The sequence below is a fragment of the Micromonospora sp. MP36 genome (genome assembly GCF_008119785.1).
In the GTDB taxonomy this organism is placed as follows: domain Bacteria; phylum Actinomycetota; class Actinomycetes; order Mycobacteriales; family Micromonosporaceae; genus Micromonospora.
The window spans coordinates 570511-594137 of record NZ_VSFA01000001.1 but is presented as its reverse complement, the minus strand read 5'-3'; the positions used below and the strand labels follow the sequence as shown (position 1 = coordinate 594137).

The following is a 23627-nucleotide window of genomic DNA, read 5'->3' as shown; positions in this document are numbered from 1 at the left end:
GGTTTACCGCAGAGGAAATCGGGACACCCCAGGGGTACCGATCCGCCGGGCACCGCGCCCCCGACCAAGACGCCGCACAGGGCCGGCGGCCACGCAGCGTCACGCGAAGGTGGCGTCACGTGGTCGGCAGGCCCGACGAGGCGCCTCAGACCGGGGGGTGAGGTGCTGCAACTGTGACACTCACCGGCCGGTTCCGTGAAGGTGCCGTTATCAAGACGTTAGTTGGCCGCCACGTTGCCGATACTTGAGAAAAGATCATGAAATCGGCGAGTCGTACCAGTCCGAACAGGCAAAACACGGTCACATCGGGCGAAGACCCGCGCGTAGGCTCACGGCTGTGAGCTTTCCTGCCTCCGCTCCGGTGCTTCCCGACGTCCGCCGGGCGCTGGCGGTTTTTGCCCATCCGGACGATGTCGACTTCGGCTGTGCGGGCACCATCGCTGGCTGGGTGGATGAGGGTATCGAAGTGGCGTACCTCATCGCCACCCGGGGGGACTCCGGCGGCTTCGACGACACCCCGCGCGCGGAGCTGCCCGCCCTGCGCGAGGCGGAGCAGCGGGCCGCGGCGGCCGCCGTCGGCGTGCACCGGGTCGACTTCCTCGACGGCCACCCCGACGGCATCCTCACCCCCGGCCCGGAGCTGCGGCGCGACATCGCCGCCGGGATCCGCCGGTTCCGCCCGGACCGGGTGCTGACCAGCTCCCCGCTGCGCCGCTGGGAGCACCTCACCGGCCCGAGCCACCCCGACCACCTGGCCGTCGGCGAGGCCACCACCTGCGCCGTCTACCCCGACGCGCGTAACCGCTTCGCCTTCCCGGAGCTGCTCGACGCGGGCCTGGAGCCGTGGGTGGTCCGGGAGCTCTGGTACGCGGGCGGCCCGGGGCCGGACCACGTCGTCGACGTGACCGACCGGGTCGACCGCAAGATCGCCGCGATGCGGGCGCACCGCTCGCAGACCGCGCACCTGGACGTGGTGACGTGGGTGCACGACCTGCTCGGCTCGATCGCCGGCACCGCCGGACTGCCCGCCGGCCGGCTGGCCGAGGCGTTCACCGTGCTGCGCACCGACTGATCGGAACCGGTCGCGGACACCGGACGGGCCAGCAGGCGCCGCAGCCGCGAGGACGGCCCCTCCCGACCCGAACAGCACGCAGCCCCGACGCCACCCGGACGCCGGAGACTCCCGGGACGGTCAGACCAACCGGCGGTCGGCCGCCCAGCGGGACAGCTCGTACCGGTTGGACATCTGGAGCTTGCGCAGCACGTTGGAGACGTGCGTCTCGACCGTCTTGATCGAGATGAACAGCTCCCGGGCGATCTCCTTGTACGCGTACCCCCGGGCCAGCAGCCGCAGCACCTCGCGCTCGCGGTTGGTGAGCTGGTCCAGCTCCGGATCGGCGACCGGCGCGTCCGGCCGGGCCGCGAACGCGTCCAGCACGAACCCGGCCAGCCGCGGGCTGAACACCGCGTCCCCGTCGGCCACCCGGCGGATCGCGTCGGTCAGCTCCTCCGGCGAGATGGTCTTCGTGACGTAGCCCCGGGCACCGGCCCGGATCAGCCCGATCACGTCCTCCGCCGCGTCGGACACGCTCAACGCCAGGAACCGCACCTGCGGGTGGGTACGCCGCATCGCGTCCAGCACCGCCCGGCCACCGCCGTCGGGCATGTGCACGTCGAGCAGCACCACGTCGGGCTGGGTCGCCGCGATCCGGCTGACCGCCTCGGCCACCGTGCTGGCCTCACCGACCACCTCGACGCGCGCGCCGAGCTCGGCGCGTACGCCCGCCCGGAACATGGCGTGGTCGTCGACGAGGAACACCCGCAGCCGCCCGTCCCGGGGCTGCGCCTCCTCGACCGGTTCGTGCTCGGCCATGGTCACCTGTCCTTTTCCGTCGTGCCGCCCGAGCCGCTGATCGGCAGGATCAGCCGGACCTCGGTGCCCTCCCCCGGCGCGGAGCGGATCTCCGCCCGGCCCCCGTGCCGCTTCATCCGCCCGATGATCGAACCCCGGACGCCGTGCCGGTGATCCTCCACCGTATCCGGGTCGAAGCCCTTGCCGCGGTCCCGGACGAAGGCGCTGACCTGGTCCGGCTCCACCTCGGCGTAGAGGGACACCGTCTGCACCCCGGCGTGCCGGGCCGCGTTGACCAGCGCCTCCCGGGCGGCCGCGACCAGCGCGCCCACCCGCTCGTCGGTCTCCCGGTCGCCCACCACCACGGTCTCGACCGTGATGGCGAAGGTGTCCTCCACCTCCGCGGCGGCCTGCTCCAGGGCTGCGGCGAAGCGCTCCGTCGGTGAGGCGGTCGGCTTGTAGAGCCAGTTCCGCAGCGACCGCTCCTGACCCCGGGCCAACCGCTGCACCGTCTTGACGTCGCTGGCGTTGCGCTGGATGAGGGCCAGGGTGTGCAGCACCTGGTCGTGCACCATTGCGGCCAGCTCGGCCCGTTCCTGCTCGCGGATGCGCCCCTCCCGCTCCGAGCGGAGCTGGTTCCAGGTGCGCCAGAGCACCGGGCCGGCCACCACGCCCACGCCGGCCAGCCCGACCAGCGCGAAGATCACACCGTTGAGCACGGCGTCGAAGTTCTGCACCGGGGAGTAGACCGCCGCCACGCCGATGATGCCGACCGCGACGAGGACGCCGCCGCCGACGAAGCGGAGCACGAACGCGCGCCGGTCGCTCTCCTCCACCACCGCGCCCAGCCAGGGCACCGGCATCGACCCGCCCCACTGCTGGCGGCGCTCCGGCGCGGACTGGTGCCAGATCACGCCGGCGCCCACCGCGATGATCGCGACCAGCCAGCCGGCGGTGCCGGCCGCGCCGACCGAGTGGAAGGCCATCATCTGGACCAGCAGCACGCCGAGCCCGATCGCCACGAACGGCAGGAGCTGGGCGAGGTCGCGGCGGGGCGGGACGCCGGTGTCGCCGGGGCGCGGTGGCACGACCGCCCAGAAGGCGGCGTAGAGGAGCAGTCCGAGGCCGTTCAGCCCGAGCAGCACCATGAAGGCGATCCGGACGCGGAGCACGGAGACGCCGAGGTGCTCGGCGATGCCGGCAGCCACCCCCGCGGCCAACCGGTGCTCGGTGGCCCGGTAGAGCCGCGGCGGGGGTGGGGTCGTGGTGGTGCTGATCGGAGGCTCCCAGGTCGGGGACGGAGTGGTGCGTCCCGATCGTCACACGCCCGGACCGCCCCCGACCACGGGGACGCCCCCGACATTCGGGGCCGCGGATCTCAGGGTGGGGTCAGGGTCGGGTCCGGAGGACGCTCGGGCGAGCGGGGCAGCAGGATCGAAGGCATGACCGACGACCCTGCCCGTCCGCCCCAGCCCGGGGCGGCACCACAGGACGGGCCACCGCCACCCCCGCCGGGGCCGGCGGCCACCCCCACCGACGCCCCGACGCCGCCGCCGGCCGGATCCGCCGGCCCGCCACCGGGCGCGTCGACCGCGGGGTCCGCACCGTTCGCCGACGCGCCACCGCCCGGGTACGCCCCACCGCCCGGCACCGCTGGCTTCACCTCCCGGTACGGGCTGGTCCGCCCGCGGGACGGCCGCTACCTGGCCGGCGTCTGCGCCGCCATCGGCCGCGCCACCAACACCGACCCGGTGCTGTGGCGGGTGCTGCTCGCCGTGCTGGGCTTCTTCGGCGGCATCGGCATCCTGGTCTACGTCACCGCCTGGCTGATCATCCCCGGCGAGGGGGACACCGCCTCGCCGGTCGAGTCGATGCTGGGCCGGGGCCGGTCGAGCATGTCCCCGATCACGGTGATCGTGCTCAGCATCGCGGTCGCGGTCGGCTTCGGCTACGTCGTCACCAACGCGTTCCGGGCGATCCTGCTCGGTGCGGTGATCCTCATCGGCGGTGCGCTGCTGCTCAACCGGGACCAGCGCGGCCCGCTGGGCCGGCGGCCGGCCGCGGCCGGGCCTGGCACGCCGCCCGGTCCGGCCGCCTGGCCCGGTTCCGGCGCCACTCCGCCCGCCGGCACGCCCGCCACCGGCCCGGCCTGGTCCGGCTCCGCCACCGCCGGCCCGGCCGCCACGCCGACGACCGGCGCGCCGGGCTGGCCGACGAGCGCCCCGGCGACCCCGGCCTGGCCGGAGGCCCCGACCGCCGCGACCCCGACCTGGGCGGCGATGTCCGCCGAGACCGTCGACCAGCCGGTCGGCGGCACCCGGCCGGCTTCCGACGCCGGGCCCGCCCCGCAGGTCGCGGCCGGCTGGTCCGACCCCGAGCGCACCGCCGCGCAGCCGGCCTGGCCGGCGACGGGTCACCCCGCGGAGCCGGCTCCGGGCTCCGGCGCGGCGTGGCCGGGCGACGCGACACCGGCCTGGTCCGGCGCGCCGACGACGGGCACCCCGCCCGGCCAGCCGGTCTCCGTGCCGCCGCCCGCGCCGGTGGCACCGGGCGGCTACCGGCTGCCGTTCGCGCCGCACGGCCCGTACGCCCAGGCGTACCCGCCGGCGCCACCGGCCCCCGCCCGGCCGGCACGGCCACCGAAGCGGCCGAAGGAGCGTTCCGCGCTCGGCGCGGTCACCTTCTCGCTGATCTTCCTGGCGCTGGGCGTGGTGACCCTGCTCGACCTGCTCGACGTCTTCACGGTCGGCGCGGCCGGATACTTCGCCGCGGCGCTGGCCACCATCGGCCTCGGGCTGCTGGTGGGCACCTGGTTCGGGCGAGCCCGCTGGCTCATCGCGCTCGGCCTGGTCACCGCGGCGGCGCTTGGCATCGCCACCGTCGCCGATTCCTACGACCGGATACGCGGCATCGACGGCAACGTCACCTGGGCCCCGGCCGACTACCGTGACCTGGCGGTCCGCTACCAGAACAACTTCGGCGACGCGGTGCTCGACCTGCGGGCGGTGGACTTCGACAAGAAGGACACCCAGATCACCGTGGACATCAACTTCGGCAAGGCGACGGTGGTCGTACCGCCGAACGTGGATGTCACCACGGTGACCGACGTGAACGCCGGTGACGCCACGGTCTTCGGCCGGCGGACCAGCGCGGTCAACGGCCGCCAGGGGGAGACCACCGACCTCGGGCCGGACGGCCGCGGCGGGGGCACCCTGCGCCTGCTCATCCACGTGAACGCCGGAGACCTGGAGGTGACCCGGTGAAGGCCCACCGCACCGACCCCGTGTCGTTCGCCTTCGGGCTGGTCTTCCTGGCCCTCGCCGTCTGGTGGCTGCTCGCCCGGATCCTCGGGCTGACCCTGCCGCCGGTGGGCTGGTTCCTGGCGGGCGGGCTGATCGTGATCGGGCTGCTCGGCCTGGTCGGCGCGCTGCGCTCCGGGCGCCACGCCGACAGCGAAGCGGTCCACCCGCGACCCGAGGCGACGGTCGCGGCACCCTATGTGGACGCCGCCCCGACCGGCGGCCCAGCCACCGCCCCGGTGGCTGACGAGTGGGCCACCGACGCGGTGGCCGAGGCGGCCGTCCCGGCGTGGGAGGACCGGCCCGCCGGCGGGGAGCCGCGCTGGTCGCCTACCACGCCGCCGAGCGACCGTGGGGACGGCGACCCCGCCACCCGCGAGTTGCCCGTCGAACCGGCGGGGGCAGTCCTCGGCGGGAGCGAGCCGGTGACCCGCGAGCTGCCCGCGATGGACGGTCCGGAGCAGCCGGCCGACCGGGGCGCATCGGACGGTCCGGGCACCGGCGGGGGTGCGGCCGGTCGGGCGGAGCCGCCGCCGGGCTGACCGCGGCGGTGCGATGCCGGGACGCCGCCGCCTATGCTGGCTGGTGGAGATCTCGCCTCCGCCGGCCGGCCCACCGGTTGGCGCCCGGCTGTCCGGGGTCGCGGCGCGGCGTCAGACGCGCCGAGCCCGGATGGCCGTAGCCGCGGCCGGTACCCCCGGTCGTCGGGCCCCGTCCCGCCCCGACCGGCCAGGTCACCGTGGTGGTCCCGCCGCCGTCCGTCTCTACGTCGTCAGGAGCCCGTCCGACATGACCCAGTCCCCCGCCGTGCGCGCCCCCGGTCCGTCCGGTCCGGTCCGCGTCGGCGAGCGTGCCGCCCGTACCCTCGTCAGCGAGTTCGCCCGGCGCAACGACCCGAAGGCCGGCCTGCTGGTCGGCGCGACCCCGGAGTCCCCGGTGCTGGCCGCGGCGATCGAGGCACTGCTCCCCGGCGACCGGCTCACCGTCGTGCCGGCGGAGGGCTCCGCCGCCGCACTCCGCGAGCACGTGTCGGCCCAGGGTCGCTGGGTCGCCGAGCGGGTACGGGTGGTCGACACCCTCGCCGAGGCGGACGCCGCCGAGGTGGTCATCGCCGCCGAACCGTTCACCGGCACCGCCGACGAGGCCCGGGTGGCCGTCGACGGGCTGTCGAAGTACCTGACCGAGGGCGCGGTGCTGAGCGTGGCCGCGCCGGTCTTCCGCAGCGCGGGCGCCGGGGCCGAGCTGGACCGGCAGGGTGTGCTGCACGGCGCTCGCGCCGATCTGGTGCTGCGCAACTCCCCGCCGGTACGCGTGCACCACCTCCGCTTCACCCCGGCGAGCGCCACGCTGGCCGCCCAACTGTCGCCGGCGTACCGGCCGTCGAGCGTGCCGCTGACCCGGACCATGCACATCGACTCCAACGGCGTCGCGGCGGCCGGCATCAGCCTCGGCCTCGCCGCGCTGGCCAGGGTGACCCGGCCGAAGTCGAAGCTCTGGCTGCTGCCGGCGCTGGCCGCCGCGCCGGTGGCCGCGTTCTTCCGCGACCCGGAGCGGGACGTCCCGGAGGACCCGTCGGCCGTCGTCGCCGCGGCGGACGGCCAGGTGCTCTCGGTGCAGCGGCTGCACGACGAGCGCTTCGGCGACGGCGAGTGGCTGCGCGTCGCGGTCTTCCTGTCGGTGCTGGACGTGCACGTCAACCGGTCGCCGGTGGCCGGCAAGGTGGTCGACTACTTCGTCGCGGACGGCGGGTTCGTCAACGCGATGAAGCCGGAGGCCGAGCACAACGTGGCGGCCTACACGGTGCTGGACACCGCGCACGGCACCGTGGTGGTGGCGCAACGGACCGGCCTGATCGCCCGGCGGATCGTGCAGCGGGCGCCGGTCGGCGCGCTGCTCGCGAAGGGTGAGCGCTTCGGCCTGATCCGGTTCGGCTCGCGGACCGACGTCTACCTGCCGGCGGGCGCGGCCGAGCCGCTGGTCGGCCCGGGCGACAAGGTGGTCGGCGGCGCGACGGTGATCGCCCGCTGGGTCTGATCCCCCGACACGAAGAAGGGGCGCCGCTCGTCGCGGCGCCCCTTTCTTGTCGTACGGGTCAGGCGGTGCGGCGCTGGTGCAGCCAGAGCACCGGGCCGCTGATCAGGTAGCCCACCACCACGACGGCGAAGGTTAGCCGGATGTCGACCAGCGCACCGACCACCGGGGCCAGCCAGAGCCACGGCGGCAGCTTCACCAGCCGGGCGAGCTTCGCGTACGGGAAGCTGGAGACCATGGCGAAGGCGAGCAGGGCCACCCCGCCGACCATCACCAGGCCGGAGACCGGCACCCCGATCGCCACGGTCAGGGCCAGCACGGCCGCCGCCATGGTGGTCGGCACGCCGCAGAAGAACCGGCCGTCCTTCGGCGAGACGTTGAACCGGGCGAGCCGGATCGCGGCGCACCCCGCGACCAGGGCGCAGGCCACCGCGGCGGCCGCGGCCGGCACCGAGCCGGCCAGCGAGGCGTAGACCACCACCGGGGCGGCGAGGCCGAACGAGCACATGTCGGCCAGCGAGTCCATCTGGGCGCCGAACGGGCTGGCCACGCCGAGCTTGCGGGCCAGCGCGCCGTCCAGGCCGTCGAACGCGACGCAGGCGATCAGGCAGAGCGCCGCCACACGGACCTCGCCCCGCATGGCCAGGAAGATCGCCAGCATGCCGAGCATCAGGCTGCTCAGGGTGCAGGCGTTGACCAGGGTGAACTTGGCCCGGCGGGCGGCGGTGCGCTCGCCCGGCAGGAGTGGGATCGACATCGCCGACGGCTCGTCGACCGGCGCGGGGGCGAGCGCCGGGCTGACCGGGGCCACCGCCTCGACCTCCGGGTCGAACCGGCCGTAGCGGCGGCGCTGGCGGTCCGCCCAGCGGTGGTCGGGGGTGACCAGGTCGCTCGCGGAAGCGGCGCCGCCCCGACGGCCCACCCGGACCAGCAGCACCTGGCGGGCGAACGTGCTGCTGCGGCGCAACCGGCCCGCCCAGCGACGCCCTGCGGGGCGCGGACTGTCACTCGTACGACGCCGGCGCCATGGGGCTCTCGGCACGTTTCCTCCATCACCGGATCGGCTGACCGCCGTGGGGCGGGTGTCCGGCTGTCTCGTGCCGGACCCTTTCTGGTCCGGCAGCCCGTTTGCGGAGTACACCATTGCACAGGGATGTGGGGCTTGGCGATAGCTGCCGGCGGTACTTATAACTCCCTTAACCGCGCGAACCGCTCACATATCCCGATCCCGGGCGTCATCGCCCGTTTTCGTCCGCCCAATCCCTCCCGACTGTACCGGAGGTCCCCCACCCCGGCCCGGCCGGCGGGCGTCACCTACCTCGATGTCCGGTTGCCCGGGCAGCCACCTCCGTCATCCGCAGGCCACGGAGCTGGTCCGGAGCGAACCAGGCGGCCCGCGCGGTGGACCCACCGGCCAGCTCCGTCACCACCGCCTCGGTCGGGGCGTCGACCCTCACCCGGTAGATCACCCGGACGCTGTGCCAGTCCATCGGCCGCCCCTCCGGGCCGAGCGCGGCGGGATTGTGCAGGTTGTCCACCGCGAGCAGCTCGACCACCCGGCCGAGCTGGCCGGCCTCCTCGACCAGCTCGCGGAGCAGCCCGGCCGTCGGCTGCTCGCCATGGTCGGTGCCGCCGCCGGGCAGGTGCCACTTTCCGGCCCCCGGGTACCCGTCGGCGATCATGGTGAGCAGCACCCGCCCGGCCGGATCGGTGACCAGCCCGTACGCGGCGAAGCGCTGCCCGCGGTCGGTGGGCAGCGGCCCGAACGGCGGCTGGGGCGTCTCCCGGGCGGCGTGCGCCGGCAGCGGGTCGACCGGCAGGCCGAGCAGCTCGGCGGTGAACGGCAGCAGGGCATGTTCCCGCGCCTCGTCGAGGGTGCACCAGCGGGCCCGGTCCGTGGTGTTGTCGGGCTCGTCCCGGAGTGTCCCGCCGACGGCGGTGACGTCGAAGATGATCCGGTCGGTGTGCAGGGCGACGCCGAGGTCGGCGAAGCGGGTCACGTCGGCGACCGCGTCCCGCAGCCCGGTCACCCGGACCGTCAGCCCGGTCTCCTCGGCGAACTCCCGGACCGCGGCGGTCTCCGGGTGCTCGGCGTGGTCGACGCCACCCCCGGGCAGCTGCCACACGCCGGGGAAGTCGGCGCGGGCGGACCCCCGGACGAGCAGCACCCGCCCGGCCTCGTCCCGCAGGACCCCGTACGCCCCGATCCGCCGCCGCTGCTCCACCCCGCACCACTCCCGTCGCCGCCGCTACGCACGTCGATCATGAGGTTAGCGGCCCGGCACCGGGGCACCGCACCGTCAACCTCATGATCAACCAGGAATGGGGCGGCGGGGGTCAGATGAGTTGAGCGGCGTGGACGGCCTCGGCGGTGACCTCGGTGAGACGGTCGGCGGGGAGGGCGCCCAGCTCCTCCCGCCGGAACCAGCGGGCCTCGCAGGTGGAGCCGCCGACGTCGGCCACGGTGGGCGGGGCCGGCTGGTCGACGACCACCCGGTAGAAGGCGCGTACGCCGTGCCAGTCGATCGGGTAGCCCTCCGGGCCGAGCGAGGCCGCGTCGCGGTGGCTGGCGACGCCGAGCAGCTCGACCAGGCGGCCGGTCTGCCCGGTCTCCTCGACCAGCTCACGGATCAGCGCCGCGCCCGGCTGCTCCCCGTAGTCGGTGCCGCCGCCGGGCAGGTGCCAGCAGCCGGCGCCCGGGTAGCCGTCGGAGACCCGGGTGAGCAGCACCCGCTCCTCCGGGTCGGTCACCACCGCGTACGCGGCGAAGCGCTGCGCCCGGTGCAGCCCGTCCGGCCCGGGGACCGCGTAGAACGAGGGGAACTCGGGGACCTCCTCCGGGACGACGTCGTCCGTGCGGGAGGGCAGGCCCAGGGCGCGCGCGGTGAACGACCGGAGCGGCAACTCCCGGGCCTCGTCGAGGGTGACCCAGCGGGCCAGGTCCGTCGGCCGGCCCTCCCGGTCGGTCAGCGTCCCGCCGCGCACCGAGACGGTGTAGAGCAGCCGGTCGGTGTGGATGGTGATGCCGCGTTCGGGCAGCGCCCGCATGTCGGCGATCACGTCCCGGAGACCCGAGACGGCGACCGAGAGCCCGGTCTCGGCCGCGGTCTCCCGGACGACGGTGTGGTGGGGGTCCTCACCGTGGTCGACCGCCCCACCGGGCAGCGACCAGGTGCCGGGGGTGCCGGAGCGCTCCGATGCGCGGACCAGCAGCACCCGGTCGTCTGAATCGGCACAAACTGCGTATGCCGCGATCCTGCGGAGCGGCTCCAGCGAGGTAGTCACGGGACAAAATTCTCCCCCGCTGTCGTTACCCCGATCGAAAAGAGTCAGATTCCTGACTCTTGGCTGGCGCCTCAGGGATCGGTCAGGGTAGAGGTCCGGGCGCTCACCGAGGTCGGCCGGCGCGCCGCGCGGCACCGTGGACGCATGACCTCTCCGAGCACCCCTCAGGCCCCGTACAAGCAGCTCCGTCGTCCCACCACGGACCGGATGGTCGCCGGCGTCGCCAGCGGCCTCGGCCGCTACTTCGCCGTCGACCCCACCCTGGTCCGGGTCGTCTTCGCCGTCGCCACCCTGCTCACCGGCGGGGTCGCCGCGCTGGCGTACCCGATCATGTGGTTCCTGATGCCCGAGGAGCCGGCGGGCGCCCCCGCCTGGCCGCATCCGGCGGGCACCGCGCCGGGCTGGCCGCCGGTCCCGCCGCAGCCGACCGCCCCCACCCACGCGGGGGCGACGCCGCAGACCGCGCCCGCTCCGACCGCCGCACCGGCCCCGCCCCAGCCTGGGCCGACGCCGCCGGCCGGACCCACGCCGGAGCCGGCGCCCGGGATCGCGCCTCAGCCGCCGACGCCGCCGGCGGCCTGAGCCGGGCTCACTCCCACTCGATGGTGCCCGGCGGCTTGCTGGTCACGTCCAGGACCACCCGGTTCACCTCGGCGACCTCGTTGGTGATCCGGGTGGAGATCCGGGCGATCACGTCGTAGGGCAGCCGGGACCAGTCGGCGGTCATCGCGTCCTCGCTGGAGACCGGACGCAGCACCACCGGGTGGCCATACGTGCGGCCGTCGCCCTGCACGCCGACGCTGCGCACGTCGGCCAGGAGCACCACCGGGAACTGCCAGACGCCCCGGTCCAGCCCGGCGGCGGACAACTCCTGCCGGGCGATCAGGTCGGCCTTGCGGAGCACGGCGAGCCGCTCCTCGTCGACCGCGCCGATGATCCGGATGGCCAGGCCCGGGCCGGGGAACGGGTGCCGCCAGACCATCGCCTCGGGCAGCCCCAACTGCAGGCCGAGCGCGCGGACCTCGTCCTTGAACAGCGTGCGCAGCGGCTCGACGAGCGCGAACTTCAGGTCCTCGGGCAGGCCGCCGACGTTGTGGTGGCTCTTGATGTTGGCGGTGCCGGTGCCGCCACCGGACTCCACCACGTCCGGGTAGAGGGTGCCCTGCACCAGGAACTCGACGTCGCCGTGCGCGGCGACCTCGCGGGCAGCCGCCTCGAAGACCCGGATGAACTCCCGGCCGATGATCTTGCGCTTCTGCTCGGGGTCGGTCACCCCGGCCAGCGCGCCCAGGAACCGCTCCCGGGCGTCGACCACCTTGAGCTTGATCCCGGTGGCCGCGACGTAGTCCTTCTCCACCTGCTCGGCCTCGCCGGCCCGCAGCAGGCCGTGGTCGACGAAGACGCAGGTGAGCTGGTCGCCGATGGCCTTGTGCACCAGCGCGGCGGCGACCGCGGAGTCGACGCCGCCGCTCAGGGCGCAGATGACCTCCTTGTCGCCGACCTGCTCCCGGATCCGGGCCACCTGCTCGTCGATGATGTTCTCCGGGGTCCAGGTGGGCTCGATCCCGGCGATGTCGTACAGGAAGCGGGTGAGCATCTCCTGGCCGTGGGCGGTGTGCCCGACCTCCGGGTGGAACTGCACCCCTGCCCGCCGGCCGACCAGGTCCTCGAACGCGGCGACCGGCGCGCCGGCCGACTCGGCGGTGACCGTGAAGCCGGTCGGCGCCTCCGTGACGCAGTCGCCGTGGCTCATCCAGACCGGCAGGTCGTCCGGAAGGTCGCGGAGCAGCACGCCGGCCTCCGGGCGGGCGTGCAGCGGGGTGCCGCCGTACTCCCGGTTGCCGGTCCGCGCGACGGTGCCGCCCAGCGCCTGGGCCATCGCCTGGAAGCCGTAGCAGATGCCGAAGACCGGGACCCCGGACTGGAACATGTCGGCGTCGACCTGCGGGGCGTCCGGCGCGTAGACGCTGGCCGGACCGCCGGACAGGATGATCGCGGCCGGGTTCTTCGCCAGCATGTCGGCGACCGGCATGGAGTGCGGGACGATCTCCGAGTAGACCCTCGCCTCGCGTACGCGGCGCGCGATGAGCTGGGCGTACTGGGCTCCGAAGTCCACCACAAGGACGGGGCGAGGCGTGCTCATGTGCAGCAAGCCTACCGACAGTCACCGCCGGGCCGGGCGCGCCCCGGCCGCGTCACGCCGTGAAGTCGATGACACCCCGGCCGGGTGAGCCGTCGCGCAGCGCGGCGGGAGCGTGCTCGGGGACCGCGGGGTGGCGCGGGGCGACCGGGTCCAGCCGCCGGTACGCCGCCCCGAGCGGCGGCCGCGGGTCCTCCTCACCCATGTTCGGCCAGAACGACATGGCCCGCTCGGCCTGTGCGGTGATGGTCAGCGACGGGTTGACCCCGAGGTTCGCCGACACCGCCGCGCCGTCCACCACGTGCAGCCCCGGGTGGCCGTGGACCCGGTGGTACGGGTCGATCACCCCGCGCTCGGGGGTGACCCCGATCACCGCCCCACCGAGGAGGTGCGCGGTCATCGGGATGTTGAACGGCTCGGTGACCGCGCCGCCGGGCGTGCCGTCGATCTCCTCGGCGAGCAGCCGGACCGCCTGGTTGCCGGCCGGGATCCAGGCCGGGTTGGGCGCCCCGTGCCCGGGGCCGGAGACCAGCCGCCGGCCGAAGAGCCCGAGCCGGGAGCGGGTGGTGAGGGAGTTGTCGACCGACTGCATGACCAGGGCGATCACGGTCCGCTCGGACCAGGCGCGCACCGACAGCATCCGGGCCGCCAGCCGGGGCTGCCGCAGGATGCTGCCCAGCCAGCGCCGTACCCGGTGCGGGCCGCCGTCGACCAGCAACGACTGGAGCAGGCCCATGGCGTTCGAGCCCTTGCCGTAGCGGACCGGCTCGATGTGGGTCTGCGGGTCGGGGTGGAACGAACTGGTGATCGCCACCCCCTCGGTGAAGTCGAGCCCGCGCCGCCGGGCCTGACCGTGGGCGACCGAGGCGCCGAGGATCGCCTCCGAGTTGGTCCGGGTCAGCTCGCCGAGGCGGGGCGAGAGCCCGGGCAGCGCCCCGGTGGCCCGCATCTCGTGCAGCAGCCGCTGGGTGCCCAGCGCGCCGGCCGCGAAGACGACCTGGTCGGCGTGGATCACCTGCCGGCGCCGGCGCACCCAGGCCCCGGTGCGCACGGCGTGCACGTCGTACCCACCGCCGGCGGCCGGTCGGACCGCGGTCACCGTGGTCAGCGGGTGGACCTGCACGCCGAGCCGCTCGGCCAGCCAGAGGTAGTTCTTGACCAGGGTGTTCTTCGCGCCGTGCCGGCAGCCGGTCATGCAGGAGCCGCAGTGGCGGCAGCCGGTCCGGTCCGGCCCGGCCCCGCCGAAGTACGGGTCGGACACCCGCTCGCCGGGCCGGCCGATGTGCACGCCCACGGGGGTGGCGTGGAAGGTGTGTCCCACCCCCATCCGCTCGGCCACCGCCCGCATCGCCCGGTCCGCGCCGGTGACCACGGGGTACGTGGTGACGCCGAGCATCCGCTTCGCCTGGTCGTAGTGGCGGGCCAGCTCGTCCCGCCAGTCGGTGATGTCCCGCCACTGCGGGTCGGCGTAGAACGCGTCGAGGGGTTCGTAGAGGGTGTTCGCGTAGACCAGGGAGCCGCCGCCCACCCCGGCGCCGGAGAGCACCAGGACGCCGCCGCCGGCCTTCCGGTCGGCCGAGCGCAGCAGGTCGATCCGCTGCAGGCCGTAGCAGCCGAGCTTCGGGGCCCACAGGAAGCGCCGGACCCGCCAGGAGGTCTCCGGGAACTCCTCGTCCGCGAACCGCCGGCCGGCCTCCAGGACGCCGACGCGGTAGCCCTTCTCGGCGAGGCGGAGCGCGGTGACGCTGCCACCGAAGCCGGACCCGACGACCACCACGTCGTACCGCATGAACGCATCATTACCGACGAGTAGCCATCGCGCCAGGGCCAGTTCTTCGGAGATCATGCAGAGCGCCGACGAGCCGGGACCGGGGCCACGCAACCTGTGGGGCCCCCTGGCGCGTTGAGTGAACACCGGGGGAAGGGGACCACCATGCCGGGCGCGACACCGAGCCGACGCTGGCCGTTGGGGTTGGCCGCACTGGTGGCCGTGCTGCTGGTCGCCGCCGGTGCGGTGGTGGCCGCCCGGCTCGTCTCCCGCCCGACCCCGGACGCCTCGCCCGGGGCGACCGCCGGCGCGGCCACGCCCACGCCGTCCGCCGACACTCCGAGCCCGACCCCGACCAGCCCGACCCCGCCGCCGGGCGCGGACCTGAAGGGGCCGCTGAGCTTCCTCGTCGTAGGGGTGGACACCCGGGTCACCGTGCCGGGCTGGGAGCCGCACGCCGACGCGGTGCTGGTCCTGCACGTGCCGGCCGGCCTGGACCGGGCGTACCTCTTCTCCCTCCCCCGCGACCTGGTGGTGGACATCCCGGCCTTCCCGGCGTCCGGCTACCCCGGCGGCCGGACCAAGCTGACCCACGCGATGAGCTACGGCAGCCGGGTCCCCGGAGACAAGGCCCACCCCAGCACCGCCCAGGGGTACGAGTTGCTGCGCACGACGGTCAGCCGGTACACCGGGCTGCGCATCGACGCCGGGGCGGTGCTCACCTTCGGCGGGTTCGACAAGCTGGTCGACACCCTCGGCGGGGTGGACCTCTACGTGGACCAGCGGGTCGCGTCGATCCACCGCCGGCCCGACGGACGGCTGCGGGACCGGGCCGGCAGCACCTACACCGGCCCGCAGATGGTCTACGAGAAGGGCGACCGCCACCTGACCGGCTGGCAGGCACTGGACTACGCCCGGCAGCGCTACACCGCCGGCGGCGACTACACCCGGCAGCGCCACCAGCAGCAGCTGATCCGGGCGCTGGCCCGGAAGATCCTCGACCAGGGGCTGGCCCGGGACCCGGCGCGGGTCGACCAGGTGGCCGCCGCCCTCGGCGACACCCTGGTGTACGTCGGCGGCGGGCGCCGGCTGGTGGAGTTCGCGTACGCCCTCGGTGGGCTGCCCGCGGCCGGCTTCGTCCTGGTCGGGCTCCCCGGCGACGCGGTGGGCAAGGGCGGGTCCTACCGGGGCGAGCAGCTCGAGCCCGTGGGCCGACAGTTCCTCGCCGCGCTGCGCGGCGGCACCGCGGACGCGTTCCTGGCCGCGCACCCGGCACTGCGCGTCAAAACCTGACCGCGGTCAGCAGGGGCCCCTGCCGCGCGGGAGGCGTTGACGGGGCCCGGCCTTACCGCGGCTTCGGCGCGGCCGGCCGCTCGGTGCCGTAGAGCCAGGCGTCGAAGAGCTTGCCGAGCTTCTTGTGCGAGATCCGCTCGGCGAGGGCCACGAAGTCGTCCGTGGTGGCATTGCCGTTCTTCTTCTCCTCGGCCCAGGTCCGCAGGATGGTGAAGAAGGCGGAGTCCCCGACGGCCACCCGCAGCGCGTGCACGGTCATGCCGCCCCGCTCGTACACCGACTGGCTGAACAGGTTCGCCACCCCCGGCTTGCCCGGCGGGGTCCGCCAGACCTGCCCCGACGCGCCCGCGTACTTCTGATCGAAGGTCCCCTGGACGGTGGACTCGCCGGTGTGCTCGGCCCAGAGCCACTCGGCGTACGTGGCCAGGCCCTCGTTCAGCCAGATGTCCTGCCACTTCTGCAGCGCCACGCTGTTGCCGAACCACTGGTGGGCCAGCTCGTGCGCGACCACCCCGGTGTTGTCGCCCTGCCGGAAGAAGCTGGCCGAGTAGACCGGCCGGCTCTGCGTCTCCAGCGCGTACCGGATCCGGTCGTCGGCCACCACCACCCCGCCGTACGCGTCGAACGGGTACGGCCCGAAGACGCTCTCCAGGTAGTCGGCGACCTCGGTGGTCCGGGCGATCGACCGGTCCGGGGCACCCGCCGCCACCTTCGTGGAGACCGCGCTGTACACCGGCCGTCCCTTGTGCTCCCCGGTGGTCACCCGGAACTTCCCGATCGCCACCGTGGCCAGGTAGCTGGCCATCGGCGACCCCTCGGACCAGCGCCAGGTGGTCCAGTCACCCCGAGTGGTCCGTCCCTTCGGGACGCCGTTGCTGACCGCGGTGAGCCCCTTGGGCACGGTGATCTCGAAGTCGTAGGTGGCCTTGTCGGAGGGGTGGTCGTTGACCGGGAACCAGGTGCTCGCCGACTCCGGCTGGCCCAGCGCGATCGCCCCGTCGGAGGTGTGCAGCCAGCCGCCCTCGCCGAGCACGTCGTTGGCCAGGGCGGCCGGCTCGCCGTCGTACCGGATCTCGACGAGGAAGCCGTTGCCGGAGGTCAGGCCGGTGGTCGGGGTGATGACCAGCTCGTCGTCGGTGCGGGCGTGGGCGGCCTCGACCCCGTCCACGGTCACCGACCGCACGGTCAGCCCGGCCAGGTCCAGGTTGAACGCGGACAGGTCCGCCGTGGCGGTGGCCCGCACCACGGTGGTGCCGGTGAGCTGGTCCTTTGCCGGGTCGTAGCGCACCTGCACGGTGTAGTGGGCGACGTCGTAGCCGCCGTTGCCGTAGCTCGGGAAGTAGGCGTCGCCGGCCCCGGCCGCCCCCGGTCCGAAGGTCCGCGCGGCCGTCGCGGTGGGCGGCCCGACCGTCGGCGCGCCCTGGTCCGCGTCGGCCGAGCCGCAGCCGGCGAGCAGCAGCGTGCCGCAGACCAGCAGCCCGAGCCGTCGTCGTCCGCCCCGCAGCGCCCGCGTCATCGCCCGATCCCTCCTCGGCCCGGCGCGACCCGTGCCGGGGCCGCTCCGCCCGCGGCAGCCTACCGAGCGACGATCACGTGCGCGTCACGGCAGGGCGGGCGCGGTGGCACCGACCAGCCAGGCGTCGAACAGCGGGCGCAGCGACCGGCCGGCGACCCGCTCGGCGTACCCGACGAAGTCGGCGGTGGTGGCGGTGCCGTTGCGCCGCTCGGCCAGCCAGCCGCGCAGCACGCGGAAGAAGGTCTCGTCGCCGACCGCGCGGCGCAACGCGTGCACGGCCAGCGCGCCCCGCTGGTAGACCGCGTCGCCGAACATCGCCGCCCGGCCCGGATCCACCGACGGCTTCGTCCAGTCGGTCGCCGCGTACCGGTCGGCGAAGGCCTGGGTCACGGGACGGACGCCGTCGTGCTCGTTCCAGAGCCACTCCGCGTACGTGGCGAAGCCCTCGTTGAGCCAGATGTCTTTCCACCGGGACAGCGAGACGCTGTCGCCGAACCACTGGTGGGCCAGTTCGTGCGCGACCACCTCGGTGTTCGCCCGGCCGCCCCGGAAGAAGCCCGGCCCGTAGACCGGCCGGGTCTGGGTCTCCAGCGCGTACCCGATGCGCTCGTCGGCGACCGCGATGCCGCCGTACGCGTCGAACGGATAGGGCCCGAAGCGCTCGGCCAGGAAGTCGGCGACCTCGCCGGTCCGGGCCAGCGCGGTCGCGGCCGGCCCGTCCGCCGGCAGCCCGGCGGCGACCGCGGTGACCAGCGGCTTCCCGGCGTGCGTGCCGGTCGACACCCGGTAGTTCCCGATCACCAGGGTGGTCAGGTAGCTGGCCATCGGCGCCCCCTCGGACCAGCGCCAGGTGGTCCAGCCGTCCTGGCTGGACTGTCCCTTCGGCACCCCGTTGCTCAGCGCGGCGAGCCCGGCCGGGACGGTCACCTCGACGTCGTAGGTGGCCTTGTCGGAGGGGTGGTCGTTGACCGGGAACCAGGTGCTCGCCGACTCCGGCTGGCCGAGCGCGATCGCCCCGTCGCCGGTGGCGTGGAAGCCGCCGTCGCCCAGTTCGCCGCTGGGCAGCGGCTGCGGCACCCCGCCGTACCCGACCTCGACGGTGAACCGCTTCCCCGCCGGCAGGCCGTGCGCCGGGGTGACCACCAGCTCGTTGCCATCCCGGCGATGGGTGGCCGGGGCGCCGTCGACGCGTACCTGGTCGACGGTGAGGCCGGCGAGGTCGAGGTGGAACCGGGACAGCCCGGTGGTCGCGGTGGCGGTGACGGTGGCCTGGCCGGTGAGCCGGTCGCTGGCCGGGTCGTAGCGAACCCGCAGCGCGTAGTGGGCGACGTCGTAGCCGCCGTTGCCGGCGCCCGGCACGTACGGGTCGCCGAGGTCGGCCGCCCCCGGCCGGAAGCGTGCGTCGTCGTCCTCGTCGGTGCAGCCGCCGGCCAGCACCGCGACGGCCAGCACCGCCGCGGACCACCGCCGCCCCCGTGTCATCCGCCGAGCCTAGACGCGCGACGGCGCGGGTGGGACGGAATCCCCACCCGCGCCGTCGGTCGTCGGTCGCCTTCGGTCAGCGATCCAGGACCAGGCCGACCTTCTGGAACTCCTTGAGGTCGCGGTAGCCGCACTTGGCCATCGCCCGGCGCAGGCCGCCGAAGAGGTTGAGCTGACCGTCCGGCTCGTCGGCCGGGCCGAACAGCAGCTTCTCCATCCCGCCGAGCGGCTCGCCGGCCACCTCGAACGCGCCGCGCGGCAGCGACGGGTGGCTGGCCGCCGAGTGCCACCAGGCGCCGCCGGCCGGGGCCTCCTCGCACCGGGAGAGCGGCTCGCCCAGCATCACCGCGTCCGCGCCGCAGCCCAGCGCCTTGGCGATGTCGCCGGAGGTCTGGATGTCGCCGTCGGCGATCAGGTGCACGTACCGGCCGCCGGTCTCGTCCAGGTAGTCGCGGCGGGCCGCGGCGGCGTCGGCGATGGCGGTGGCCATCGGCACCCGGATGCCGAGCACCGACTCGGTGGTCGACCAGTCGTCGCCGCCGATGCCGACGATCACGCCGGCCGCGCCGGTGCGCATCAGGTGCAGCGCGGTCTTGTAGTCGGTGCAGCCGCCGACGATGACCGGCAGGTCGAGGTCGGCGATGAACTCCTTGAGGTTGAGCGGCTCGTCGGTGGTGGAGACGTGCTCGGCGGAGACGATGGTGCCCTGGATGACCAGGATGTCCACGCCGGCGTCGAGGATCACCGGAGCGAGCGCCAGGGTGTGCTGCGGGGAGACCCGGACGGCCACCGTGCCGCCGCCGGCCCGCAGCTCGCGGACCCGCTCGGCGATCAGGTCGGGGCGGATCGGCTCGGCGTACACCTCCTGGAGCCGCTTGGTCGCCCGGGCCTCCTCGTCCAGGCCGGCCAGCTCCTCCAGCACCTTGGTCGGGTTCTCGTAGCGGGTCCACAGGCCCTCGACGTTGAGCACGCCGAGGCCGCCGAGCTGGCCGAGCTGCACCGCCGAGGCGGGGCTCATGGTCGCGTCGGACGGGTGCCCGACGCAGGGGATGCCGAACGGGTACGCGTCGAGCTGCCACGCGGTGGAGACGTCGTCGACGTCCCGGGTGCGGCGGCTCGGCACGATGGCGATCTCGTCCAGGTGGTAGCCGCGCTGCGCGGTCTTGCCCAGCCCGATCTCGACCACGTCACGCATGGGGACTCCAGGTGGTTGGGGGTGATGGTCAGCGGGAGTGGTAGTTGGGCGCCTCGACCGTCATCTGGATGTCGTGCGGGTGGCTCTCCTTGAGGCCGGCCGCGGTGATCCGGATGAGCTGGCCGCGGCGGTGCAGCTCGGGGATGCTCTCGGCGCCGACGTATCCCATGGCGGCGCGCAGGCCGCCGGTGAGCTGGTGGGCGACCTGGGCGAGCGGGCCCCGGTAGGGCACCTGGCCCTCGACGCCCTCGGGGACCAGCTTGTCCTCGGCGAGCACGTCCTGCTGGAAGTACCGGTCCTTGGAGTAGGACTTGCCCTGGCCGCGGGACTGCATCGCGCCGAGCGAGCCCATCCCCCGGTACGCCTTGTACTGCTTGCCGTTGATGAAGATCAGCTCGCCCGGGCTCTCCTCGCAGCCGGCGAGCAGGCTGCCGAGCATCACCGTGTCGGCGCCGGCCACCAGGGCCTTGGCGATGTCGCCCGAGTATTGGATGCCGCCGTCGCCGATCACCGGCACGCCGGCCGGGCGGGCTGCCCGCGCCGCCTCCATGATCGCCGTGATCTGCGGTACGCCCACCCCCGCGACGATCCGCGTGGTGCAGATGGCGCCCGGGCCGACGCCCACCTTGACGCCGTCCGCACCCGCGTCCACCAGCGCCTTCGCCCCGGCGTACGTGGCCACGTTGCCGCCGACGATGTCGATCGCGACGTCCTTCTTGAGCCGGGCGACCATCTCCAGCACAGCCCGCTGGTGGCCGTGCGCGGTGTCCACGATCAGCACGTCGACACCCGCGTCGACCAGGGTCCGGGCCCGCTTGTACGCGTCCTCGCCCACGCCGACGGCGGCGGCGACCCGGAGCCGGCCGGCGGAGTCCTTGGTGGCGTTCGGGTACTGCTCGCTCTTGGTGAAGTCCTTGACGGTGATCAGCCCGCGCAGCTTGCCCGACTCGTCGACGATCGGCAGCTTCTCCACCTTGTGCCGGCGCAGCAGGTCGAGCGCGTCGTCCTTGCTCACCCCGACCGGGGCGGTGACCAGCGGGGTCCGGGTCATGATCTCGCGGACCGGGGTGGCCGGGTCGGAGACGAAGCGCATGTCGCGGTTGGTGACGATGCCGACCAGCTGGCCCTGGCCGTCGACCACCGGCACGCCGGAGATCCGGTACCGGCCGCAGAGCGCGTCGACCTCGCGGAGGGTGTCGTCCGGGCTGGCGGTCACCGGGTTGGTGATCATGCCGGACTCGGAGCGCTTGACCAGATCGACCTGGAGGGCCTGGTCCTCCACGGAGAGGTTGCGGTGCAGCACGCCGATGCCGCCCTGGCGGGCCATGGCGATCGCCATCCGCGCCTCGGTGACGGTGTCCATCGCGCTGGACAGCAGCGGCACGTTCAGCTCGATGGTCCGGGTGAGCTTGGTGCGGGTGTTGACCCGGCTGGGCACCACGTCCGACTCACCGGGCTGGAGAAGCACGTCGTCGAAGGTCAGCCCGAGCGGCACCACCCGCGCCGAGCCGGCCGGCAGCTCGGGCAGGTGACCGCCCAGCTCGCCGCCGTCGGCGCCGGCAGGAAGGTTGGTGCTGGGCGAATTCTCCACGATTGCTCCCCTGAGCTGTTTCGGACGGGCTTCAGCGAGGCGGCGCGCGCCTGGACCGGCGCACGCCGGGTGACGGCGCGTCGCTTCATCGTACCCACTGGGCAGCGCCGGGCCCGGCAGCGGCGGGCCAGGGTAGGCGGCGCCACAGGGAGTCCCGGGGGCGGGCTTTTCGGGGTGGCGGGGACTACGGTGAGGGGGTGCACGACGAGCCCATCGACCCGTTCAACGGCGACCCGGCCGATCCGGCTGCCGGCCTGCACGACCCGCGCGAGGACGACCCGCTCGACCCGCTGACCGAGGTCGAGCGGCAGGACGTCCTGGAGGACCTCGCCGACCTGGAGATCTACCAGGCCCTGCTGCAGCCGATCGGGGTGCGTGGCCTGGTCATCGAGTGTGAGGACTGCCGCGAGCCACACTACTTCGACTGGGACCTGCTCCGGGGGAACCTGCGCCACCTGCTCAACTCCGGGCGGCCGCGGGTGCACGAGCCGGCCTACGACCCGGACCCGGACCACTACGTCAGCTGGGACTACGCCCGGGGCTACGCGGACGGCGTGCACGACACGCTGACCGAGGGCACCGAGGACGACACGCCCGCCGAGGATTGACCGCCCGCCGCGCCGCTCAGGCCACCAGGCCGGCGCGGAAGCCCGCCGCCACGGCGTGCGCCCGGTCCCGGGCGCCCAGCTTGCGGAACAGCCGCCGGGCGTGCGTCTTGACGGTGTCCTCCGAGACGAACAGTTCCCGCCCGATCTCCGCGTTGCTCTTCCCCTCGGCCATGCCGAGCAGCACCTGAAGCTCCCGCTCGGTCAGCCCGACGGCAGCGCGGGCGTTCGGCGCGGCGCGCTGCGGTCCGCCGGCCGGCGCGGCCTCGGTGCCGGCCGGGTCGGGCGCGTCCTCGCCCCGCTGCACCGGCACCATGGTGGGGGCGCCGCCCGGGCCCTCCGCCGGGCTCGCCGACCAAGCCGGCGTCGACCCAGCGGGAGTACGCCCCGGCGCGGCCGACCGGGCCGTCCCGCCGACCGCCGCGGCGTTCCGGGCCGGGTCGGTCACCCGGTGCTTGGCGGCCCGGCCGGGGGCGGCGAGCAGCAGCAGGGCCTTCGCCACCGCGCTGGTCAGATCGTGGTCGGTGCCCTGGATGAGCCCGCGCGCTCCGGCGCTGATGGTGGCGGCGGCCGCCTCCGACTCCTCGGCCCCGAGCAGCAGCACCGCGGCCTGGGGCGCCCGGGCTAGCACCCGCCGGACGAAGCCCGCGCTGTCCGGCCGGGTGAGGGCGGTGTCGGCCAGCACCACGTCGACCGGACGTTCGGCGAGCCGCAACATCACCTCGGGATCGGAGACCGCCGTCCGGACGACGCCGGACAGCCCGAGCCGCGCCGCCGCGGAGGCCAGGTGCTGGGCCGCGATTGGTGTCCGAACGCACACGAGAACGCTACGCACAGTCGTCTCCTCTCCGCCTCAGAGCAGACCACGACGGGGTCCGGTCAGGAGGAGGTTCCGGGCAATCATCGGAACTTTTCCGGCAGATGGGGCATATGCCGCCTACTGTCCGAGGTTTTCGATCAAAGATGTGTGAGCGCGGGACAGCCCGGGTATCGAGGGGCCAGCCGGAGAGGTGTCCCGCGCGGACCGCCGACCGGTAGCTGGCCACGAAGGATTCTCCGCGGTGCCGCGCGGGAGGAGGGGTGCTGATGTCGAACGTACGCAGACTGCCTGGACCCATCATCGACCTGTGGGACTGGCAGCGGCTCGGTGCCTGCCGGGGGAGGGACAGCGCGCAGTTCTTCCACCCCGACGGGGAACGCGGCTCCTCGCGGTTGCGCCGCGAGTCCGGCGCCAAGGCCGTCTGCCGGGCGTGCCCGGTGCGGGCCGAGTGCGCCGCCCATGCCCTGTCGGTCCGCGAGCCGTACGGCGTGTGGGGCGGGTTCAGCGAGTCGGAGCGGCTCCGGCTGCTCGCCCTCGGCTGGGAGGACCTCGCCGACCGTCGGCACTCCAGGGTCGACGTGGCCCGGTTGGAGGCCCGGCTCGGCCAGCCACACAAGTCCACCGTGCCGGCACAGCGCAAGGTCGCCTGACCGGCCGCACCGACATCCCGACGCCGCGTCCCCACCGGGGCGTGGCGTCGTTTCTTGATCGACACTGTCTCGCCGATGTTGCGGTATCCGAGCGACCGGG

Annotated in this window: 19 protein-coding genes and 1 pseudogene; 8 read left to right on the top strand and 12 right to left on the bottom strand. The window is 74.4% G+C overall.

Annotated features, from left to right (window positions below; genetic code table 11):
• Positions 1 to 337: 337 nt before the first annotated feature.
• Positions 338 to 1072 (top strand): PIG-L deacetylase family protein, encoded by a 735-nt coding sequence (locus FXF52_RS02830; RefSeq protein ID WP_255471706.1) that lies wholly within the window; start codon positions 338 to 340, stop codon positions 1070 to 1072.
• Positions 1073 to 1192: 120 nt separating this feature from the next.
• On the opposite strand, the gene FXF52_RS02825 is transcribed toward FXF52_RS02830, so the two are convergent.
• The gene (locus FXF52_RS02825; RefSeq protein WP_148793623.1) at positions 1193 to 1873 is read right to left on the bottom strand and encodes a response regulator transcription factor; all 681 of its coding nucleotides are present in this window, start codon (positions 1871 to 1873) and stop codon (positions 1193 to 1195) included.
• A 2-nt stretch (positions 1874 to 1875) separates the two neighbouring features.
• Positions 1876 to 3129: an ATP-binding protein gene (locus FXF52_RS02820; protein ID WP_148793622.1), complete on the bottom strand. Its 1254-nt coding sequence runs from the start codon at positions 3127 to 3129 to the stop codon at positions 1876 to 1878.
• A 165-nt stretch (positions 3130 to 3294) separates the two neighbouring features.
• Between FXF52_RS02820 and FXF52_RS02815 the strand changes: the two genes are divergently transcribed.
• The 3 genes and pseudogenes from FXF52_RS02815 to FXF52_RS02805 all read left to right on the top strand — a co-directional run bounded on the left by FXF52_RS02815 (position 3295) and on the right by FXF52_RS02805 (position 7185).
• Positions 3295 to 5115, top strand: a complete 1821-nt coding sequence (locus FXF52_RS02815; RefSeq protein ID WP_148793621.1) for a PspC domain-containing protein — start codon at positions 3295 to 3297, stop codon at positions 5113 to 5115.
• A pseudogene (locus FXF52_RS02810) lies at positions 5112 to 5342 on the top strand (hypothetical protein); the annotation flags it as partial. The gene FXF52_RS02815 and the pseudogene FXF52_RS02810, both read left to right, overlap by 4 nt.
• Positions 5343 to 5940: 598 nt before the next feature.
• Positions 5941 to 7185, top strand: coding sequence for a phosphatidylserine decarboxylase (locus FXF52_RS02805; RefSeq protein WP_148793620.1), 1245 nt, complete (start codon positions 5941 to 5943; stop codon positions 7183 to 7185).
• 58 nt (positions 7186 to 7243) lie between these two features.
• On the opposite strand, the gene FXF52_RS02800 is transcribed toward FXF52_RS02805, so the two are convergent.
• From FXF52_RS02800 to FXF52_RS02790, 3 genes are all read right to left on the bottom strand, one after another.
• On the bottom strand, positions 7244 to 8149 hold the full coding sequence (locus FXF52_RS02800; RefSeq protein ID WP_148793619.1) for a phosphatidylcholine/phosphatidylserine synthase: 906 nt from the start codon (positions 8147 to 8149) through the stop codon (positions 7244 to 7246).
• Positions 8150 to 8492: 343 nt separating this feature from the next.
• A complete protein-coding gene (locus FXF52_RS02795) occupies positions 8493 to 9407 on the bottom strand; it encodes an NUDIX hydrolase (protein WP_148793618.1) in 915 nt (304 codons plus the stop codon).
• 112 nt (positions 9408 to 9519) lie between these two features.
• Complete coding sequence (locus FXF52_RS02790; RefSeq protein ID WP_148793617.1) at positions 9520 to 10467, bottom strand: NUDIX hydrolase; 948 nt, start codon at positions 10465 to 10467, stop codon at positions 9520 to 9522.
• A gap of 144 nt (positions 10468 to 10611) precedes the next feature.
• On the opposite strand from FXF52_RS02790, the gene FXF52_RS02785 reads away from it, so the two are divergent.
• Positions 10612 to 11049 (top strand): PspC domain-containing protein, encoded by a 438-nt coding sequence (locus FXF52_RS02785; RefSeq protein ID WP_148793615.1) that lies wholly within the window; start codon positions 10612 to 10614, stop codon positions 11047 to 11049.
• 7 nt (positions 11050 to 11056) lie between these two features.
• Here the strand turns inward: FXF52_RS02785 and guaA are convergent, their stop codons facing one another.
• A complete protein-coding gene (guaA, locus tag FXF52_RS02780) occupies positions 11057 to 12610 on the bottom strand; it encodes a glutamine-hydrolyzing GMP synthase (RefSeq protein WP_148793614.1) in 1554 nt (517 codons plus the stop codon).
• A 52-nt stretch (positions 12611 to 12662) separates the two neighbouring features.
• Positions 12663 to 14396, bottom strand: coding sequence for an FAD-dependent oxidoreductase (locus FXF52_RS02775; protein WP_148793612.1), 1734 nt, complete (start codon positions 14394 to 14396; stop codon positions 12663 to 12665).
• Positions 14397 to 14540: 144 nt separating this feature from the next.
• On the opposite strand from FXF52_RS02775, the gene FXF52_RS02770 reads away from it, so the two are divergent.
• Positions 14541 to 15668, top strand: a complete 1128-nt coding sequence (locus FXF52_RS02770; protein ID WP_148793610.1) for an LCP family protein — start codon at positions 14541 to 14543, stop codon at positions 15666 to 15668.
• A gap of 52 nt (positions 15669 to 15720) precedes the next feature.
• Here the strand turns inward: FXF52_RS02770 and FXF52_RS02765 are convergent, their stop codons facing one another.
• From FXF52_RS02765 to guaB, 4 genes are all read right to left on the bottom strand, one after another.
• Entirely contained in the window at positions 15721 to 17184 is a 1464-nt protein-coding gene (locus FXF52_RS02765; protein ID WP_148793608.1) for a M1 family metallopeptidase, read from the bottom strand.
• An 84-nt stretch (positions 17185 to 17268) separates the two neighbouring features.
• Positions 17269 to 18666 (bottom strand): M1 family metallopeptidase, encoded by a 1398-nt coding sequence (locus tag FXF52_RS02760; RefSeq protein WP_148793607.1) that lies wholly within the window; start codon positions 18664 to 18666, stop codon positions 17269 to 17271.
• 76 nt (positions 18667 to 18742) lie between these two features.
• Positions 18743 to 19861, bottom strand: a complete 1119-nt coding sequence (locus FXF52_RS02755; protein ID WP_148793605.1) for a GuaB3 family IMP dehydrogenase-related protein — start codon at positions 19859 to 19861, stop codon at positions 18743 to 18745.
• 28 nt (positions 19862 to 19889) lie between these two features.
• Entirely contained in the window at positions 19890 to 21452 is a 1563-nt protein-coding gene (gene guaB, locus FXF52_RS02750; protein WP_148793603.1) for an IMP dehydrogenase, read from the bottom strand.
• Positions 21453 to 21649: 197 nt separating this feature from the next.
• Between guaB and FXF52_RS02745 the strand changes: the two genes are divergently transcribed.
• Positions 21650 to 22060 (top strand): DUF5319 domain-containing protein, encoded by a 411-nt coding sequence (locus FXF52_RS02745; protein WP_148793602.1) that lies wholly within the window; start codon positions 21650 to 21652, stop codon positions 22058 to 22060.
• A 16-nt stretch (positions 22061 to 22076) separates the two neighbouring features.
• Here FXF52_RS02745 and FXF52_RS02740 read toward each other — a convergent pair whose 3' ends face one another.
• Entirely contained in the window at positions 22077 to 22892 is an 816-nt protein-coding gene (locus FXF52_RS02740) for a response regulator transcription factor (protein ID WP_148793600.1), read from the bottom strand.
• Positions 22893 to 23143: 251 nt separating this feature from the next.
• Between FXF52_RS02740 and FXF52_RS02735 the strand changes: the two genes are divergently transcribed.
• Entirely contained in the window at positions 23144 to 23527 is a 384-nt protein-coding gene (locus FXF52_RS02735; RefSeq protein ID WP_148793599.1) for a WhiB family transcriptional regulator, read from the top strand.
• Positions 23528 to 23627 lie beyond the last annotated feature (100 nt).

Bases quoted from the DNA above. Each gene is read 5' to 3' on its own strand.
- FXF52_RS02825 (WP_148793623.1), bottom strand. From the start codon at position 1,873: ATGGCCGAGCACGAACCGGTCGAGGAGGCGCAGCCCCGGGACGGGCGG.
- FXF52_RS02815 (WP_148793621.1), top strand. From the start codon at position 3,295: ATGACCGACGACCCTGCCCGTCCGCCCCAGCCCGGGGCGGCACCACAG.
- FXF52_RS02805 (WP_148793620.1), top strand. From the start codon at position 5,941: ATGACCCAGTCCCCCGCCGTGCGCGCCCCCGGTCCGTCCGGTCCGGTC.
- FXF52_RS02785 (WP_148793615.1), top strand. From the start codon at position 10,612: ATGACCTCTCCGAGCACCCCTCAGGCCCCGTACAAGCAGCTCCGTCGT.
- guaA (WP_148793614.1), bottom strand. From the start codon at position 12,610: ATGAGCACGCCTCGCCCCGTCCTTGTGGTGGACTTCGGAGCCCAGTAC.
- FXF52_RS02775 (WP_148793612.1), bottom strand. From the start codon at position 14,396: ATGCGGTACGACGTGGTGGTCGTCGGGTCCGGCTTCGGTGGCAGCGTC.
- FXF52_RS02770 (WP_148793610.1), top strand. From the start codon at position 14,541: ATGCCGGGCGCGACACCGAGCCGACGCTGGCCGTTGGGGTTGGCCGCA.
- FXF52_RS02765 (WP_148793608.1), bottom strand. From the start codon at position 17,184: ATGACGCGGGCGCTGCGGGGCGGACGACGACGGCTCGGGCTGCTGGTC.
- FXF52_RS02760 (WP_148793607.1), bottom strand. From the start codon at position 18,666: ATGACACGGGGGCGGCGGTGGTCCGCGGCGGTGCTGGCCGTCGCGGTG.
- FXF52_RS02755 (WP_148793605.1), bottom strand. From the start codon at position 19,861: ATGCGTGACGTGGTCGAGATCGGGCTGGGCAAGACCGCGCAGCGCGGC.
- FXF52_RS02735 (WP_148793599.1), top strand. From the start codon at position 23,144: ATGTCGAACGTACGCAGACTGCCTGGACCCATCATCGACCTGTGGGAC.